12 protein-coding genes are annotated in these 16,642 nt (G+C 58.4%); 4 read left to right on the top strand and 8 right to left on the bottom strand.

Features of this window, described 5'->3' with window-relative positions; all coding sequences use genetic code 11:
- Positions 1-75 precede the first annotated feature (75 nt).
- The gene (locus tag CSQ86_RS01950; RefSeq protein WP_100493437.1) at positions 76-1,320 is read left to right on the top strand and encodes a trans-sulfuration enzyme family protein; all 1,245 of its coding nucleotides are present in this window, start codon (positions 76-78) and stop codon (positions 1,318-1,320) included.
- Between the two features lie 53 nt (positions 1,321-1,373).
- On the opposite strand, the gene CSQ86_RS01945 is transcribed toward CSQ86_RS01950, so the two are convergent.
- The 5 genes from CSQ86_RS01945 to CSQ86_RS01925 all read right to left on the bottom strand — a co-directional run bounded on the left by CSQ86_RS01945 (position 1,374) and on the right by CSQ86_RS01925 (position 9,116).
- Complete coding sequence (locus tag CSQ86_RS01945; RefSeq protein ID WP_165773703.1) at positions 1,374-5,426, bottom strand: transglutaminaseTgpA domain-containing protein; 4,053 nt, start codon at positions 5,424-5,426, stop codon at positions 1,374-1,376.
- 19 nt (positions 5,427-5,445) lie between these two features.
- On the bottom strand, positions 5,446-6,462 hold the full coding sequence (locus tag CSQ86_RS01940; protein WP_100493435.1) for an AAA family ATPase: 1,017 nt from the start codon (positions 6,460-6,462) through the stop codon (positions 5,446-5,448).
- A gap of 230 nt (positions 6,463-6,692) precedes the next feature.
- Positions 6,693-6,986: a co-chaperone GroES gene (gene groES / locus CSQ86_RS01935; protein ID WP_033890546.1), complete on the bottom strand. Its 294-nt coding sequence runs from the start codon at positions 6,984-6,986 to the stop codon at positions 6,693-6,695.
- A gap of 160 nt (positions 6,987-7,146) precedes the next feature.
- Positions 7,147-8,412, bottom strand: coding sequence for a magnesium transporter (locus CSQ86_RS01930; RefSeq protein WP_100493434.1), 1,266 nt, complete (start codon positions 8,410-8,412; stop codon positions 7,147-7,149).
- 38 nt (positions 8,413-8,450) lie between these two features.
- Positions 8,451-9,116, bottom strand: a complete 666-nt coding sequence (locus CSQ86_RS01925) for a GNAT family N-acetyltransferase (RefSeq protein WP_243387556.1) — start codon at positions 9,114-9,116, stop codon at positions 8,451-8,453.
- 33 nt (positions 9,117-9,149) lie between these two features.
- On the opposite strand from CSQ86_RS01925, the gene CSQ86_RS01920 reads away from it, so the two are divergent.
- The 3 genes from CSQ86_RS01920 (at position 9,150) to CSQ86_RS01910 (ending at position 10,902) form a co-directional block, all read left to right on the top strand.
- Entirely contained in the window at positions 9,150-9,863 is a 714-nt protein-coding gene (locus CSQ86_RS01920; protein WP_100493432.1) for a 5-formyltetrahydrofolate cyclo-ligase, read from the top strand.
- 69 nt (positions 9,864-9,932) lie between these two features.
- On the top strand, positions 9,933-10,118 hold the full coding sequence (locus CSQ86_RS01915; RefSeq protein ID WP_100493431.1) for an FmdB family zinc ribbon protein: 186 nt from the start codon (positions 9,933-9,935) through the stop codon (positions 10,116-10,118).
- A 244-nt stretch (positions 10,119-10,362) separates the two neighbouring features.
- Positions 10,363-10,902, top strand: a complete 540-nt coding sequence (locus CSQ86_RS01910) for an SAF domain-containing protein (RefSeq protein WP_243387554.1) — start codon at positions 10,363-10,365, stop codon at positions 10,900-10,902.
- A 136-nt stretch (positions 10,903-11,038) separates the two neighbouring features.
- Here the strand turns inward: CSQ86_RS01910 and CSQ86_RS01905 are convergent, their stop codons facing one another.
- The 3 genes from CSQ86_RS01905 to CSQ86_RS01895 are packed head-to-tail and all read right to left on the bottom strand — an operon-like array spanning position 11,039 to position 16,538.
- A complete protein-coding gene (locus CSQ86_RS01905; protein ID WP_100493429.1) occupies positions 11,039-11,239 on the bottom strand; it encodes a hypothetical protein in 201 nt (66 codons plus the stop codon).
- Between the two features lie 2 nt (positions 11,240-11,241).
- Entirely contained in the window at positions 11,242-14,946 is a 3,705-nt protein-coding gene (locus tag CSQ86_RS01900) for a helicase (protein WP_165773702.1), read from the bottom strand.
- A gap of 8 nt (positions 14,947-14,954) precedes the next feature.
- Positions 14,955-16,538: an FHA domain-containing protein gene (locus CSQ86_RS01895; RefSeq protein ID WP_165773701.1), complete on the bottom strand. Its 1,584-nt coding sequence runs from the start codon at positions 16,536-16,538 to the stop codon at positions 14,955-14,957.
- Between the last annotated feature and the right edge of the window lie 104 nt (positions 16,539-16,642).

Raw genomic sequence — 16,642 nt, 5'->3', positions numbered from 1 at the left:
AAGCCCGAATTAGCGCGGTTTTCGGCTGATTGCCCATGCTTGCGCGCCATTGACCGCTGCTGGCATGCTGGGCACATGACTTCTGATCTTGTACATCACGGCAAATCCTTCGACGGCAAGCCATTGGGGTTCGGCACGCTGTCCATCCATCTTGGCAATGGTGTTGACGCTGAAACCGGCGCCATCCGTCGCCCCATCACGCTCGCCAACGCCTACGCGCTGCCCTACGATCCGTCCGATATCAACTGGTCCAGCTCGGATGTGAATCTCTACACCCGCAATGGCCACCCGAACCAGCGGTATCTGGAGGAAAAACTCGCCCGGCTGGAAGGCTCCGAAGACGCGGTGGTGCTCGCCTCCGGCGTGGCCGCCCTTTCCGCCACGTTCACCACATTCCTCAACCGTGGGGATCATGCGATCTTCTCCGACACCACATATATCGCCGCATATCGTCTGCTTAATCAGATTCTGCCGGAAAAATACGGCATTGAGACTTCGATTGTGGATACCTCCGACCCGCAGAACGTCGCCGATGCGCTGCGCCCGAATACCAAACTGGTGCATATCGAGACGCCGGCCAATCCGACGCTGAAGGTATCCGACATCAAGGCGATTGCCGATCTGGTGCATGAGCACGGCCAGAAGACCGGCACCGAGACGCTCGTCAGTGTGGATAACACGTTCAATACGCCGTATAACGTCCGCCCACTTGATTTGGGCGCCGATATCGTCATCGAATCGCTGACCAAATACATCAACGGCCATGGCGACGCACTCGGCGGCGTGATCGCCACCACCAAGGCCCGCGCCAATGAGATTCGTTTCACGGCACAGGTGAACTTCGGCGGCATCATTTCGCCGTTCAACGCTTGGCTCATCAACCGCGGCTCGGTGACATTGCCACTGCGCATCCGCCAGCATAACGCTTCGGCTCTAGCCATCGCCAAGCATCTGGAGTCGATTCCGTCCGTGCGCTTCGTCGCTTACCCCGGTTTGGAATCACATCCGCATCATGATGTTGCGGTAAGCCAGCTCGCCCGGCCTGATTCAGGGTTCGGCGGCGTGCTGGCGTTCGGCCTGGACACCGACCATGATGGGCACAATCGGTTCGTCTCCAAACTCAATGTGATCACCTCGGCGGTGTCCCTAGGCCACGATGAATCGCTGATCGTGTTCCTCGGCGAGGATGATGAGCGCCAGTACCTGTATCCGCCGGAGTTCCATCGCGGCTTCTTCCGTCTGGCTGTGGGACTTGAGGATACTGACGATCTGATTCGCGATATCGATCACGCGCTGGCTAAGGCCGGCTTCGAGGTGTGATCCTGCTGAGTGCCTAGTGCATGCGCCCATATGCGTATGCACTAGGCACTGAGTCATCTCCTGGATTCCGCCAAACTCCACAATGCTTTCAACTGTTCGGCAAGCCCGTCCACCGGCTTGGATGTGCCGCCAAAGGTGGATGCAGTAGCATTGCGTGCGATGGCGAGCACCGCCTCAGCACAATCGGGATATTGCTGTGCTATAGCTTCGGCAATATCCATATCCGTATCGGCGGCAGCCGGCTTAGGCTTTTTCGCCGCTCGACGCACTTCATGCCATGCGGCCTGCCAGGCCGCTGCAACAAGCTTGTGATTGTCAGGGGCTGCTTTGGCACGGTCGATTATCACCAGTACGCGCCTGCGGCGTAGCCAACGCCATAATCGTGGTGCTCCACAACCGGCACCAACCAGCGCCAATACCAGTGCGGCAATAATCAGAACGCGCAACCATGTCGGATTGGCCATGAACCGATCAGCCGCTTCAGCCCAGATGTTTCCAGAGCCATCGGCAACGGTATCGGCAAACTGTTGTTTATCGGCGTTGTTGGCGGCATCAGAGGACTGCTCGCTGCCGGTATTACTGTTTTGCTCGGCTTGGCCATCAGTCTGGCTTTGGTCGGGAGTGACTGCGGCATCCGAACCATCAGAAGCAGCAGCAGAGTTCGAGTCGGAGGTATCGGACGAGCTGGTGCCTGAATCCGAAGAGGCCGAGCCGTTCTCGGTGGTAGCGGGCGTCACATCGAATGGCACCCAGCCAACGCCATCCATATAAGCCTCCACCCATGCATGCAATTGCTTGGATTGCACGGTGAAGAATCCGTCTTTGCCGCGAGGCTCGACGCCGGCGTTGTAGCCGATCACGATGCGCGTGGGCACGCCCAGCGCACGGCCAAGCACCGCCAAAGCCGATGCGTAATGCTGGCAATAGCCCGAATGCCCGTTTTCCGGATCGAGGAAATCGTTGATGACTTCCAGATTGTCTCGCCCATCGCCGTCCGGTGCATCAAGTGAATACGTGAACTTGTTCTCCGGATTGGTGAAGTATTCCACGAGCCAGCGCATCGCGCGCACCTGATCGTCGTAGCTGGAACTGGTAATGGATATTCCCGCCGCTTGAGCCTGCTGAATCACGGCACGAATGTTGGCCGGCAGCCGCTCCGGCAAGGATGTGTACCGGCTTTCATGCGCATGTTCATCACTGCGCTCCACATACTGTTTCAATCGTTCAGTGATCGGATTGCTGACGTCGCTATCACTGCCGACCATCATCGTATAACCGGAAAGCCCGGAGTTCATACGCCTTAATGCGGCGAGAGCTTGGCTGGTCCACAAATCCTGGCCATAAAATGTGGCAACACCACCATCCATAGCCTGGGTACCAACTACATCAATAATGGGCATGGCGAGAACAAGAGTATTCGGTGCGCCTACGCCGATAACGTAATCGTCACGGCCGAATCCCAGCTGATCTACTACGGTATCGTCAAAAACAATGCCGCTGGGCATGCTGATGTACTTGCCATCAGCGATTCGCACCTCTCCGCCGTCATCACTGGCTTTGCCCAGATACCAACCTGACGGTCCAATGATCGAGCCGTCATCACTGATGGTGGCATTGATGATCAGCGTATCGTCTTGGACACTGACAAGTCCGGTATCGGCAAGGTTGCGACGAGCCTGATACCAAGCGTTCTTTTCCTCTTCTCCAGCTGCAACCTTGGTGCCTATCAGACTGTTTTTAGCGTCCGTGATGACGGAAAGCTTGCTGAAACCACTTGAATTGGTAATGGGGTCAAAGTCGGCGCCGAACACAGTGTACGTGGTGTCTGCCGAGGTACCGGATGTGCGGTTGTATACCGTGCCGTCCTGATACATGAGCCAGTCAGCGCCTGCACCTTCCACGTACGAGGCCATGCCGGGCACTGGCAGGAAACGGGATTTGAGGGTGTCGATGCGCACGGTGGCATTCACCATGAACTGTTCGAGCGTGTTCCGGTTGGAGGTGGCTACCATGTAGCCGTCGTAACCCAAGGAATACATGTACATGCTTAAGGGGTTCATGCCGCGGCGTTGTTCTCGAGTGAGTTCGTCTTCGCTATTGCGACCAAGCTGGATGCCGGAACCATATAGTCCAGCGTCAAGTGCGAGTTCGCGATCGTAGCCCCAAGAGTCACCGTCGAAGTTATCCAATGTTGTGAGGCGCATATAGCTGCGTTTATACGCCTGGTAGGTGAGCACGGTGGCGTCGGACCCGGCTTCGATGTTGCGTTTCAGGTCAATCATCGGGCTGACGGTGTTCGACGTGAACATGCCGCCGCCTTCACCGATGGATAATGGCACTTGATAAGCCAGTTCGGCAGCCGGTGCCGTGAGCGGCACGGTGATGGTGACGGCAAGTACGACGGCAAGTAATGGTGCGAGACTTAAGGTACTGCCGGGTCCTTTGAGCGAGAAAGGCGACGATATTGCGCGAGCTGCCGGCGCAGCCAGTCGGATACGGCTCATTTGCAACGAAGTATGCTTATGCCCTCGCAAGCCTGTTTCGAACTTCATGTCGGGATGCGTGCGCTCAGGATGCGCGGCCCACAGCAACAACGGGAAAGCCGCAACGACGAGTCCTATGGCCCACAATGGCGCCGTGTGACCGGCGAGCGCGTAATCCGCAGCCAATGCGGTTACCGGCAGTACGGCCATAATCGGCCGGGCAACCCGCCAAATCAATACCAGGCGAATCAACAATGCCGCAGCGGCAACGAGCAACAGTAGGAACAGGTCTGCATGTCCCACGACCTTAAGCGGGGGCAATTGCAGGTTCAGCGCATCGAATCCGCTGACCACAGTGCTGGTATAAAGTCTCCACGAATCCGCAAGGTTTGCGGCCAAACCGCCCTGATGCCAAATCGGCGCCAGCAGATCCTTCAGATGCACTATGGAAAGTACGGCGACGACAAGAATCTCCATTACCGCAAAGGCCACGATTCTGCATATATCGACGGCCCATCGCGGGCGATGAATATGCATCGCCAGGCGCGCACTCGGGATGACGCTTCCGATGGCAACCGTTGCGAAACTAGCAGCGGCAAACCAAATCCACATACCTGTTGGAGCGATAAGGCCCGTAAGCGCGTTAAGAGCAATGGCAAAGGAGATGAGCAGCGGCAGCCAGCCTCTTGTAGAGAAGAAAACCTCCTGTGAAACCGGTTTACGGGGAGAGAACTCCACTACGAGGGGCTGCACCTCCATCGCATCCACCACCAGCGACGGCCCTTGGGTGGTGAGCCGGCGAATGGCCGCCTCTCGCGACGATGCCGGTCCTGATTCCGCAGGGCGTACCGCAGCCAGGAATCGTTCAATGTCAGCGATTCCCTCATGGCATTGGACTCCATCGGTGGCAATAATGCGCTGCCGGCGTTTCCCCGCCGCGCGCACGACCGACAGCACGGAAGCCACTTGAACGTCGAGCTGCTCGGCGCTCGTATCGGAATGCAACACCACGATGATCGTAGGGCGGGCATCACGCCCGGTTTCACGCGTCATCAGCTCACCGCGCCGGGCCGTATGCTTCCATGAGATCAACTTCAGTGGATCGCCCGGAGCATAGGTGCGCACACCACCAGATTGCTCCTGATGACTGGTACCAGCTTGCCGCATATCAGCGGCAACACCATCGCCGTCTGCCGGGCCTTTGACTTGCGGCAACACCAAAGTCTCCTCTGATGTAGGCACGATTTTGGTTGCCGCGAACAAGCCCAACGGCGCGATCCAATGCACCGCCGTATTCAGCGTTACGTATCGTCCACGTCGGTTCGCAGGCGGGTCGCCTATCATACGCGCCACCGTATGCCCGAATTGATCCCGCTGCTCGATTTGTTTCCGGCATTGCGGGCGTCCAATGGCCAGCACACCGAACCATTGCAGCATAATCATCACCAATGAGCAGACGAAGAGTATCGCAATGGCAATGGTCGTATCCATCAGCATCCGCTCATCGAGCAACAGGCCGCCAAAGCAGCTTGCGCCACCTGCAGCCAACAGTACGAGTCCACCAACCGTGGGGCGAATCAATCCGTGCCGGCGATGATGCTGCCGCTGGAGCCGCTTAGGCATGGCCATGATCATTCAACCTTCACGCGCGCGGCACAGGGATGCCGGACACGATATCCGCGATAATCTGCCGCGCACGGTTCAAATCGCCGGAGCCAAAGCCAGCATCATCCAGTACCAGTCGATGTGCGAGCACCGGCGAGGCAAGCACCTGTACATCATCCGGCAGCACATAGTCACGGCCCGCAATATAGGCGCGGGCACGGGCCATGGCCGCCAGATGCAGGCTGGCTCTTGGGGAGGCACCGAAACGCACGCTTTCATGCTCTCGCGTGGAGCGAGTAATCGAAACCAGATAGTCGGCTACCGTATCGGCGATAGCCACTTTGCGCACCGCCGATCGTATGACGCTTGCTTCACGCGCACTGCACACCTGACTCACTCGGTCAAGTGGATTGGACCAATCAGCGGAGGTAAGCATAGCCGCCTCGGCTTGCGCCGACGGGTACCCGAAACTCGTGCAGGACATAAAACGGTCAAGTTGCGCTTCCGGAAGCGGATAAGTGCCCTCAAGTTCAATCGGATTCTGAGTGGCGATGACAAAATACGGGTCTGGCAGCGAATGGCTGTGGCCGTCGACGCTGATCTGTCCTTCGTTCATGGCCTCCAACATCGCCGACTGGGTTTTGGGGTTCGCGCGGTTGATCTCGTCGGCTATGACGATATTCGCGAACAGCGGTCCAGGATGGAATTCGAAATCATGGGAATCCTGCGAATAGATGCTCACACCCGTCAAATCGCTGGGCAGCAAATCCGGCGTGAACTGGATGCGGTTGGCCTCCCCGCCAATGGCCTGGCTCATGGCACGTGCAAGCGTGGTTTTACCTACACCGGGCACGTCTTCGAGAAGCAGATGACCGCCTGCCGCGAACGTGGTGATCACCAAGTCGATGACCTCGCGCGAGCTGGACAGTGCGGATTCAAGCATATCGGCGATACGGGTGAGTGCGTCCGGAGTGACTGGCGCCGCAACGGATTCGGCATGCAGCGTTGCAGGCGTATTGGTGGATGGTTCGACAGCGGGAGCGGTAGCGGTCATAGACAGCCTCTTTCATAGGGACTTCACCGCTATCCAGTGTACGTGTGCCGCCTGCGCCGGCCCAAATACGCTGTGAGCATGGCTGCACATTCCTACTTCGCACCGCCCCTTCCCTCGGCAAACGCACACTGAGCGTCAGTAAGCGTACGTTTGCCAAGAAAGGGAAGGGAATACAAAAATCCCGGCCCTGCGGGGAACCGGGATTTTCAGTAAGTACCGTGTACCGTTACTCAGCCGAGGATGGCCAGCACGTCACGAGCGCCGATGATGAGGTAATCCTCACCCTCGTAGTGCACTTCGGTGCCGCCGTACTTGGAGTACAGCACCTTGTCGCCGACCTTGACGTCCATCGGGATACGCTCGCCCTTGTCGTCACGACGGCCCGGGCCAACGGCCAGCACTTCACCCTGCTGCGGCTTCTCCTTGGCGTTGTCCGGAATGTACAGGCCGGATGCGGTCTGGGTCTGGGCTTCTGCCTGCTTGACGATGATCTTGTCTTCCAACGGTGTGAGCTTAATCGACACTGTGGGTCACCTCGTATCTGCTTGTAGTTCAGTTCGATAATGCCGCGCCAGAACGCCTCAAGAGGCTGACGATCACTTGCGTTGTCCCTTTGCGCTAGGACACATGGTAGCGCGATTATTAGCACTCTGCCAACTCGAGTGCTAACGCTGTGAGAGAAAATCAGTTGCCGCGGCGGGCAAGGATGGAATCCAGGCCCACGCTCAGTGAGTCAGAAGTAGCGGCTGGGGCCTCCACTTCGGCATGTTCCTCACGTTCGCGGAATGATTCTTGGGGCTCCTGCGCAGCAATATCATCTGCATTATCGGCAGCGTCGGCCTTCTCTGCATTGGTATCAGCAGCTACAGAGTCGACTTCAACGGACTTGCCGCTGGCCGCAGCCTGCGCATCGTCGGCGGCCTTCACCGCGCGGGCCTCATCGATCAGCTTCTCAGCGACTTCAGGTTCAACCGGTTCGGCCTTGGATACCTGGCGGGTGGACTTGATCTCCAGGCTCTCGGGAGCATTGCCCTCATTGCGAGGCTCACCCAGCGAGAAGGAGATAAGGTCCTGGGAAGTGGCCATATCGAATACATCCAGAGCGCGTGCGGGCTTGACCGAGGCCAACTCGGAAGTTGCGTCGGCGGCTTCGGTTTCGTTGTCGCGTTCATCACGAACCGTCAGGGAAGGTTCCACCTTGGCCTGCTGGCCTTCGGCAGCGGCATCGGACTTAGCTTCAGCGGCATTATCGCCAGCCGCAGCTTCACGCGCCGCCTTGGCCTTTGCCTGCTCGATTTCAGCCGCGCGCAGAGCACGACGAATCTGGCGGCTCTCCATCACCTCAGTGGAGGCCTCCTCAGCAGCAGCATCGGCACTCGACGTTGCGATCTGAGCGTTCTTGTCAGCAGTTTCATTGGTAACTGCGGCGGCCTTCTGCTGACGCTTTGCCAGCTGCGGGGCGCGCTTGCGTGCACGCTCATAGCGCTGAACCTTCTGTTCCCACTCGCGGGCATGGCGCGCCGCATTGGCGCCCAAAGCCAGAACCACAACGGTCAGTGCAAACGGAATCAAGGCGAACAGCGGGCTGAAGTGCAAGGCGAACGCCAGCACCAGCATCAGCACCGTCACGGCAAGCAGCGAACCAACCAGAATCTGACGGCGCCGGATGGACTGCTTGCGCAGCTCACGCACATGTGCAATATGCGCCGGTGTCAGCTTCGCTGACGTTGTAGATGCTGGCATTGCTGCCCCTTTCGCCTCACGCGGCTTGACATCGCCGAATCGTCTGCCATCTTCCGCCTGCACAATGCGCAGTGACGGCGAGTAACGATCCTGACGGTGTTCGGCTGCACGCTTCATGCCGTTGGCCGTGCGTGCAGGCAGCCATACAGCAATAACAATCACCGCAATCACCAGCACAATAATGGTGCTCAGTGACTCGTAACCCATAGAGTCAAGAATAGGAGACGTGCCGACGAACTGGGCGGTTACTCGCCGGGCGTGTCGGATGATGAACCCGATTGCAGCAGACGCTCGGTAAATCCTTCTCCGGCGTTTTCAGCCAGCAGCGAGAACGTCACATGGTCCCGCCACTGTCCGTTGACATACATGTAGCGCTCTTTCAACCCCTCATGATGTGCGCCGACCTTGCGCACCACGGCCAGCGAGCGCGCGTTATCAGGCAGAATCGCGATTTCCAAACGGTGCAATGCCGGGCCGAACGGATCGGTCAGCGCCCAGTCGGCGAGCATGGCGAGAGCCATTGGAGCGAAACCACGACCAGCGTAGAGCTGATCGACCCAGTATCCCACCACTCCCGTGCGCATCGCGCCATATGAGATGGCACCCAGCGAGATCTGGCCGACGATGCGCATCTGGTATTCGATGGCGAACAATGCTCCGGTGCCATGCTGTTCGTTGCGGCGCTGACGCTGGATCCATTGGTTGAAGGTGATGGCACCGCCGTGCATCGGGTCCCCGGATTCCCACGGAGCCAGCCATGCGTTGTTGCGCCAACGCACTTCGTTCCATGCCTCCTCATCATCCATGGTGAGAGGGCGAAGCGCAATAGGGCAACCGGGGTGGGTCAGGCGGGGCATGCGAATCTGATTGTCTGGCCTGAGCGCCTCTTTGATGGACTGGAATACTGACACGGCCCTTATTGTAGCCGTGCTACGTTGTGCGGTATGAGTGGTGTAGGGATTACGGACAACGCGAACGGGCAGCCAACCGGCGCTCAGGCAGCGGATAAATCCGCTCTGCGGCATCAGGCTTTGGCTAGACGCAAGCTCACCTCTGCCGAGGAACGACTTGACGCCGGGCATGCGCTGGTGCAACAGCTGACCGGCTCCTCTGAATCTGAGTCGTCACAGGCAATGGGTCCGCTGAAATCAGGAGCCACGGTGGCCGCCTATGTATCGATGGGCTCGGAGATCGAGACCCGCCCACTGCTCGGCTGGCTGCTGGAACGCGGATGCACGGTATTGGTGCCGAAGCTGGGATCCGGATTGGAAATCGGCTGGAGCGTGCTGCGTTCATTGGATGATCTGCACGCCGTGGATGGCCATGGTCATTTGCGTCCTGACGAGCCTGAAGGCGAGACCTTGCCTCCTCAGGCCCTGATTCAGGCGAGCGTGGTATTCGCACCGGCACTCGGTGTGGATCCTCGTGGCTTCCGGCTAGGCCGCGGTGCCGGCTGGTATGACCGCGCATTGGCGGCTCGTGCGTCCGGCTGTCCGCTAATCGCGATTTGCTGGCCATGGGAGGTCATTGACAGTAATCTGCCTGCCGAGCCGCACGATGTGCCTGCTGACGCAGTGCTTACGCCGAATGGCTTCCATATGCTGAGCCGTGATGCCGGCCATGATAATCCAGCGGCAAACTGTCAGGGCAATGACTAGGATATGAACGGTTGCTTGGCATGGCGTTAGAGCCGTGCGAATTTGCGTTTATTTGTGTGGAGGAATCCGTTGCCTACTTATCATTACCGCTGCAAGAACTGCGGCTACGATTTCACCGAACAGCAGTCGTTCTCCGACGATCCGATTACCGTATGCCCGAAGTGCGGCCAGGAGCAGGTGCGCAAAGTGTACTCTGCCGTGCCGATCGAGTTCAAGGGTCACGGCTTCTACCGTACGGATAAGTCGTCCAAGTAGCATGTTGCGTGGCGTCATGCCGCGCAATGTGGATAACTCGGCAAGCTCGGACCACATAGGTCGATTGAGCTTGCGCAGGCGGAAGCGTCCAGGTCACCATGGATTCATGGTGACCTTTTCTATACCCTTATCACTGAGGCTACCTGCATCTGGCTCGCTCAAACAGCGCAGAATGCTGCACACGCTACGGCGCGTAGCTGCCGCGATATGCGCCGGATTGGCGGTGCTGTTCGCTCTTGAAACTATGACCGCGCACATCGCGACCGTGCCGGTAGTGGTCGCTACACGGCATATCGCACGCGGCAGCACCATAGGCCTCTCGGATATGGCGATCCGGTATTTTCCACCGTCTGCTGCGAGTGATTCCATGCTCAGCTCGGTGGATGATGCGGTGGGGCATATTGCACATATCGATATCACGGTCGGCGATCCAATACTGGCGCATATGGCGCGCACCGCACCGGTAGTTCCGGAGGGCGCCACGGTGATTGACGTGCGCTTAACCAGTTCGGTTGATGAATTACTGGCCGGAGACACCGTACAGCTGGTGTCGGCATTGGGCTGTGAGACGGATGCAGCTGGTACGAACGAGGACGACGATTCCAACGCAGACCATGCCCATTGTGTGCTCGCTGATGCTGCACTGGTAATGGGAATAAACAAGACTGCCGACACATCGTATACCGATGGTCGGCAGTTGGTTTCGTTTGCTATGGATCCAAATGCTGCAGCACGGGTGATGCGGCATCAAGAATCAGGACCGATTATGGCCGTCATGCAGTGAATCAGACGCTCACTGCTTTTCGTTGAATACCGCCCAATGAGCTGAGCCGTATAACAGACAGCCCAGTGGGCTGCCTGTAGGCGAAGTGAGCGACCGCACTACAAGCGGTCGCGAAGGCCGCCTCATTGGACGGTGTTCACTGCTTCTCGTTGAATACCGCCCAATGAGGCGGCAGTTCGCCGAGGATGCGCTTATCGTCATCGGCTTGACGCTGCTGAGCGGTTTGCATGTCCCCCGGTTCCAGTTTCACACCGTCGGCATCAAATCGCTCAGTGCCTTTCATCACCACACGTTTATGTTTGCGCGGCGTGCGGCGCGTTGCCGAATACTCAGCCATAATCACTCCACCTCACGGTAGATTTCGCTGATGCGCGCCACAATGCGATCGACTTCCTTATCCGGATTCACGAATGCGGCCACGCTCCATACGGTCATCACATTCCAGCCGAGCGACATCAGGTCCTGGCTGCCCAGACGATGGCGGCGACGCGTCGATTGAATGGACATGAAGTTCGCATCATCGGTTTCCACAGCCAAAGCAAACGGCTTGTCTTTCAATCCCACGACCAACGGGATCTTGATGCCCTTGTCGAAACCGTAATCCACTGCCGCATCGAGGCCACGGGCGCGCAAGCGATCGGCGATATCGTTGAAGAGCACATTATCGCCAGCGGCATTGCGGACCGGCAGCACTGGGCGGTCATCCAGCTGGTCGACCCAGCTCAGCACGGTCTTCAGGAATCTCGGACCTGTCTGATGCAGACGTTCATCATCCATATCTTCCGGGCCGAAAGCAGAGACGATGTCGAGGTTGCGATCGGCGAGCGCCAACGCATCGAGGAGCATGCCACGGCCGCCTTCGTTTTCCAGCACTCCGAACTGCTGCAACAAACGGCCGTGTACGGTCTTCGCATAGCACATGGAGATAATCACATCCGTGGCTTGGGTACCCGCCACATCGCGGAGCGGCACCAGACGCACGTGGCGCAGGAAACGACCCATCGGCTTGTTCTTGGACGCCAACGACTTCAATTCAGCGCCCAAGCGCGTACGGAACACGTCGGTCAACACCACCACGGCCAGAATGTAGCGCGACGGTACCACGGTGAAGCTGGCGGCACGCTCAGTGATGATGCGCACCACTTCGTCGATTTCCTGCTGACTGGATTCCACCAAGCCAGACGACATCACCGGCACGCCATTGGCCTCGACACGATGGAATCTCACCGTGCCGGTGGCCGGCTCGGTCGCCACATCATAGTCAACAACCCCATATCCTTCGGACTCGAGGAACGCTGCCAGACGAGGAGCTCGACAGGATGGCTGGGCTGCCACCTCGACATGAGGCAGCATGCCAATCAGTTCCTTGACGGATTCGCTGGTCACGGTGGCGCAATGGGCAATTACCACGACCTGCCGCACACGACTCAAAATCGAAAGCAATTCGATGGAAGGAATGTGTGCGCAGGAGTCCAGAATGGCCACATCGGCAAGCACACCTGGTTCGGTGAGCGCGGCAAGCGTGCCAGGCGCGGCCACCATAATCGGCTTGGCCGCGGCAAGAATCTCCGGATGATCGCGGCGGATGCGGCTCAAGGTCACATTGGCGCGACCAGCAAGCACCGTATGCAGCTGGTTGGCTTCCTGGGTGCGGGAGAAGAGCATGTCGCACAGTCTGCGCATCGATTCCTGAGCCACCATCGGGCCCACGGAACGAACATGTTCCACGTCAACCTGGATGAAACGGTCGGAAGCGGTCTGCAGCGCGGAACCATCCTGATTGGAGATAATCGCCGACGAACGCACAATGTCATCGAACACGGTGGTCCACCAAGCCAATTGCAGCTCGCCACGCACCTGATCGACGCCGACATGGCGAATAGTCAGGTCATTGACCAGTTCGGTCAGTCCAACGGCAGACAGCTCCTGCTCCAAACGGCAACGCTCAGGCAACGTATCCAAGGCCTTGCGGTCATCCAGCAATGCCTTGAGGCGTGCCTCAACCGTGTTGAAATCAGCGGTTTCCATATTGCCACCGCTGGGTGTGGTGGCCAGTACCGTGTCGAGTGACGTCATATTGCCCAGCAAACCGTCAAGCGTGGTGATGATGTCATCCAGCTTGGTCGGCAGCACGGGCCACCCGCCGTGAGGCACGAACTGACGCCACTGTTCGCCCTGCTTGGCGACCACCTTGAGCGCCTCGTGCAGGTCTTCCACCTGTGCGCCGACGCGCAGCAGCGACTTGGCCTCCTTGATATGGCGGCGACGTTCCCAGAAGCCCATCGACGTGCCTTCAGCTTTGCGCTGCGCCTTGGGCATGGTGGCCTCGATCATCGAATCGATGTCTCGTTCGAAGATCTCAGGCTGGAACACATCCAGCACACGCCTCAGGTTCTTCAGCACCGTGACTTGACGTTCCCACTCGCGAGTGGTGGTGGGAACCGGGAAGCCACAGGTCTGCACGGTGCGCGTCACCTGCTCGCGGGTGGCGGGCAGGTATCGGCGCAACAGGTCATCCACACGCTGATAGGCATCAATGGCCTGGTCTTCAGTAGTGAGATTCGCCTTGTACCAAGCGGTATCCTCCGGTCCGATGGTGAATTCACCAAGTTCGCCGGCACGCTCCAGTTTGCTGATCCAGGATTCCATATCCGCGCCAACGGCGAGCGCGCTCTGTTCACGCAGCCTGACATGTGTGGCCGGATGGGTGGGCAGCACGGAGATGCGAGCCAGGTTTTGAATCGTCTCATATGCGGAGACATTCCACTTGTCGCTCACACCGTGCAAATCACCCAGATAACGGGTCAGGCGGGAGCGAACGCCCACGAGTTCGTCGGCAAGCTGGTCGAATCGCTGGGTGGCGACACCCTGTTGGAAACCTACTGCGGCGATCAGCTGCTTATCAATGGCGGCGTTGCCCTGCTCATCAGACACATCCAGCAGCTGAGCCTTCAGCTCATTGGCGGAAGCCGCCTGCATGAAGCGACGCTTCTGCTCGGTTACACCCGGCACATACAGTACGGAGCGGCCGCTCATGATGCAGCGCGACGCAATGGCCACGGCCTGCTCGGCCGCCCCCTTGGGGAAGGAACCATCGACTACGATGCTATGGCCGGCCGCGGCCAATGATGCAGCATAGCGCACGGTATTGTCGACATCGCCGACCTCGAACTCGGAATGTGGATCGGAATCGAACGGGCTGTATTGTGGCGGATTCGCGTCCTTGAGAGAAGCGCGCGCGTTCTCATCACCGGCGAGGGCGTCAAGTAGCACATTGCCGGTGGCGCCATTCTCCAGTTGATCGATGAACTGTTGACTTTCGGCCACAATCAGCGACGAGGGGTCCATGAAACAGCCGACTACGATATGGCGTTCGATGGAGAAGTCGGCAATATAATCACTGGCCTCAGCGGTGATGCGAGCGAACATGGCCGAAGTCTCCGGAGTGCCGCTGTCATAGTTGGAGCCATCGAACAGAGAATCCTCATCCAGGTACACGCGTTGCTCGCGCAACACATTGACGAATGCGCTATTGAGCGTCACACGACCGGCGAACTGGATGGTTGGCGCCGAACCTTCCTTGGGAACGAAAACGGTAACCGGGTACAGCAGCACCGGGAGCGCATTGCCCTTCCACGTGGCCACGCCAACAGCCATCGAAAGTTCAGCCACACCGGCAATCCGACGCTTGGCGGTCTGATCGTCAAGCACACGGGTGAGATGGCGCTCGGCCGCCTTCAACATACCGGTATCACGAAACAGCGAATCCAGTCGCACATGGCCGGATGCGAACAGCTGGGCAATGCCGGAGGGATGCGCATGGGTCATATCCAGCTTGGCGACCAACTGGTTGATGTCCTCCAGTGGCGAGGGGGCAAGCATGGCACGATACTTGTCTCGCCAACCACGAATTCGGTTCAATCCGATTACTGCCTCAGCGGCAGGATTGACTGGAGCGCTTGCAGCAGTTGCCCCGCCATTGGCAATGACGTCAGTAGATACGGTATCGGTCTTCAGATCCTGTTGGTTCTGCGTTTGAGTCATCTCCCGGCTCACTTTCCAACCGCTTCGCGGTATTCCTGGTAGCCCTTGTTGTGGGCCAGAGCTTCATCGATATCGGCTTCGCCACGAGCGGCAAGCCATGCGTACATGTCGTCATACAGGTAGGGGTTCATGGCGAGGAAAGCCAACAGTTCAGGATGACGCGCGATTTCGAACTGCAGGGAGAAATCCTGAGTGGTTTTCGCGTCGTTGGAGCTAAGCCCAGCGACTTCCACCACCGGTTCTTGAGCCTTCAACTCGCCTTTGGCCACGCGATCGAATACCGATCCGGGTTCAAAAGCCGGCTTGTACCCACCATTCGCATCCATGTCCGCATCATTCGTTGCAGTCGCAGCGTTCGCGGTTTCGCTGGTATCCGCGGAATCCGGCTCGCCCGAAGCGATGACAGTACCATCCGCATTCTCGTTAGCCGTGTCTTTTATCGGCTCAAAAACCAAAGCCGGATTGGTGTTCTGCGGCTCAGGCTGCTCGGCTTCAGTTTGCTGCCCTGCAGCTGATTCCACCGGTTCTGTTGCGGTCTGCCCGGCATCGTTCACCGGTTCGGATTCGGTCGATTCCGCCGCTGCAGCATCAGACTGGGATGCATCGGTAGTCTGAGACTGATCAGTCGGCTGGCCGGCGAATGCTGTAGCGGCGCTGGCTGCCCCGGCATCAGCGATAGGCGACTGCTGAGACGGCTCTTGTGCTGTGGGATCCTTCTGAGCCGCCGGAGCCTCAGGTTCCGCATGCTCAGGTTCGGTTTGTTCAACAGGCGCTGTTGATGGCTCAGTCTGAGCCGGTTCGACACTAGGTACGACATGCGGCTGCACATGAGCCGGGTGCGCAATGGCATCGACTGGCACCAACCCGGAGATACGGATGCCCGGACGAAGCGCAGACTTCGGTTCCGGCTCAACCGGTTCCGGCAAGGCTACAGCATCCATGGCCTCCTTGGCCTTGCGCTGTTCCTCTTCCTCCTGCTGCTTCGCTTCGGCATCGGCGAACAGGTCACGCGGTAGAGCCGGCTCTTCGGGCTTCTGATTGAGCTGCACAATGTTGAGGCTGCCGATTTCCAGCTCATCAACCTTATGCTTTACGCTGCTCGCACTAAACATTGCAGTAGGCTCACCCGCGCGCAGATCGAGAATGTCATCGACGGACATATCAGCGGCGTCCGGCTCCTGAGGAGCATCCGATGCAGCGTATCCGAACAAATCCGGAATCGGCTTCTGTTCGCTCAATGATGGCTCGTCGATGCGAATAAAGTCCGCAGGAACATCACCGAACTGCATGCGCATCGGTGAGACTGGTAGCAAGAAATCCGCATTAGGCGGCAGTCGCAGCAAATCACCATTGTCGCGCACCACATAGGACCCGTTCGTTGAGCCGAGATCACGTACGCTGGCCGAACCGTTTTCGTTCACCGTGAACAAGGCGTGACGTTTCGACATCGATTTGGTCTGGTCGGTCACATCAAGGCGTTGGGCGCCGTCGGCGGCAAGCGGGCGCAATGGTTTACGACCTATCTCCACGCTATTGCCAGGTTTGACGCTGACCTGATCAACCCCATTGATCCGCACCGTCCACTCGCTCACCGTGACCGCCTTCCTAAACACACTACAGACCACATTACGTGCAATTGTGTCATCTTGTACTGATTTTTCATGGATTAATCCGAGAAGAATCGCCAAGTCTACCT

This window comes from Bifidobacterium felsineum (genome assembly GCF_002802915.1).
Lineage (GTDB): Bacteria > Actinomycetota > Actinomycetes > Actinomycetales > Bifidobacteriaceae > Bifidobacterium > Bifidobacterium felsineum.
Note: the sequence above shows the minus strand (reverse complement) of the source record. Positions and strands in the feature narration are given on the sequence as shown.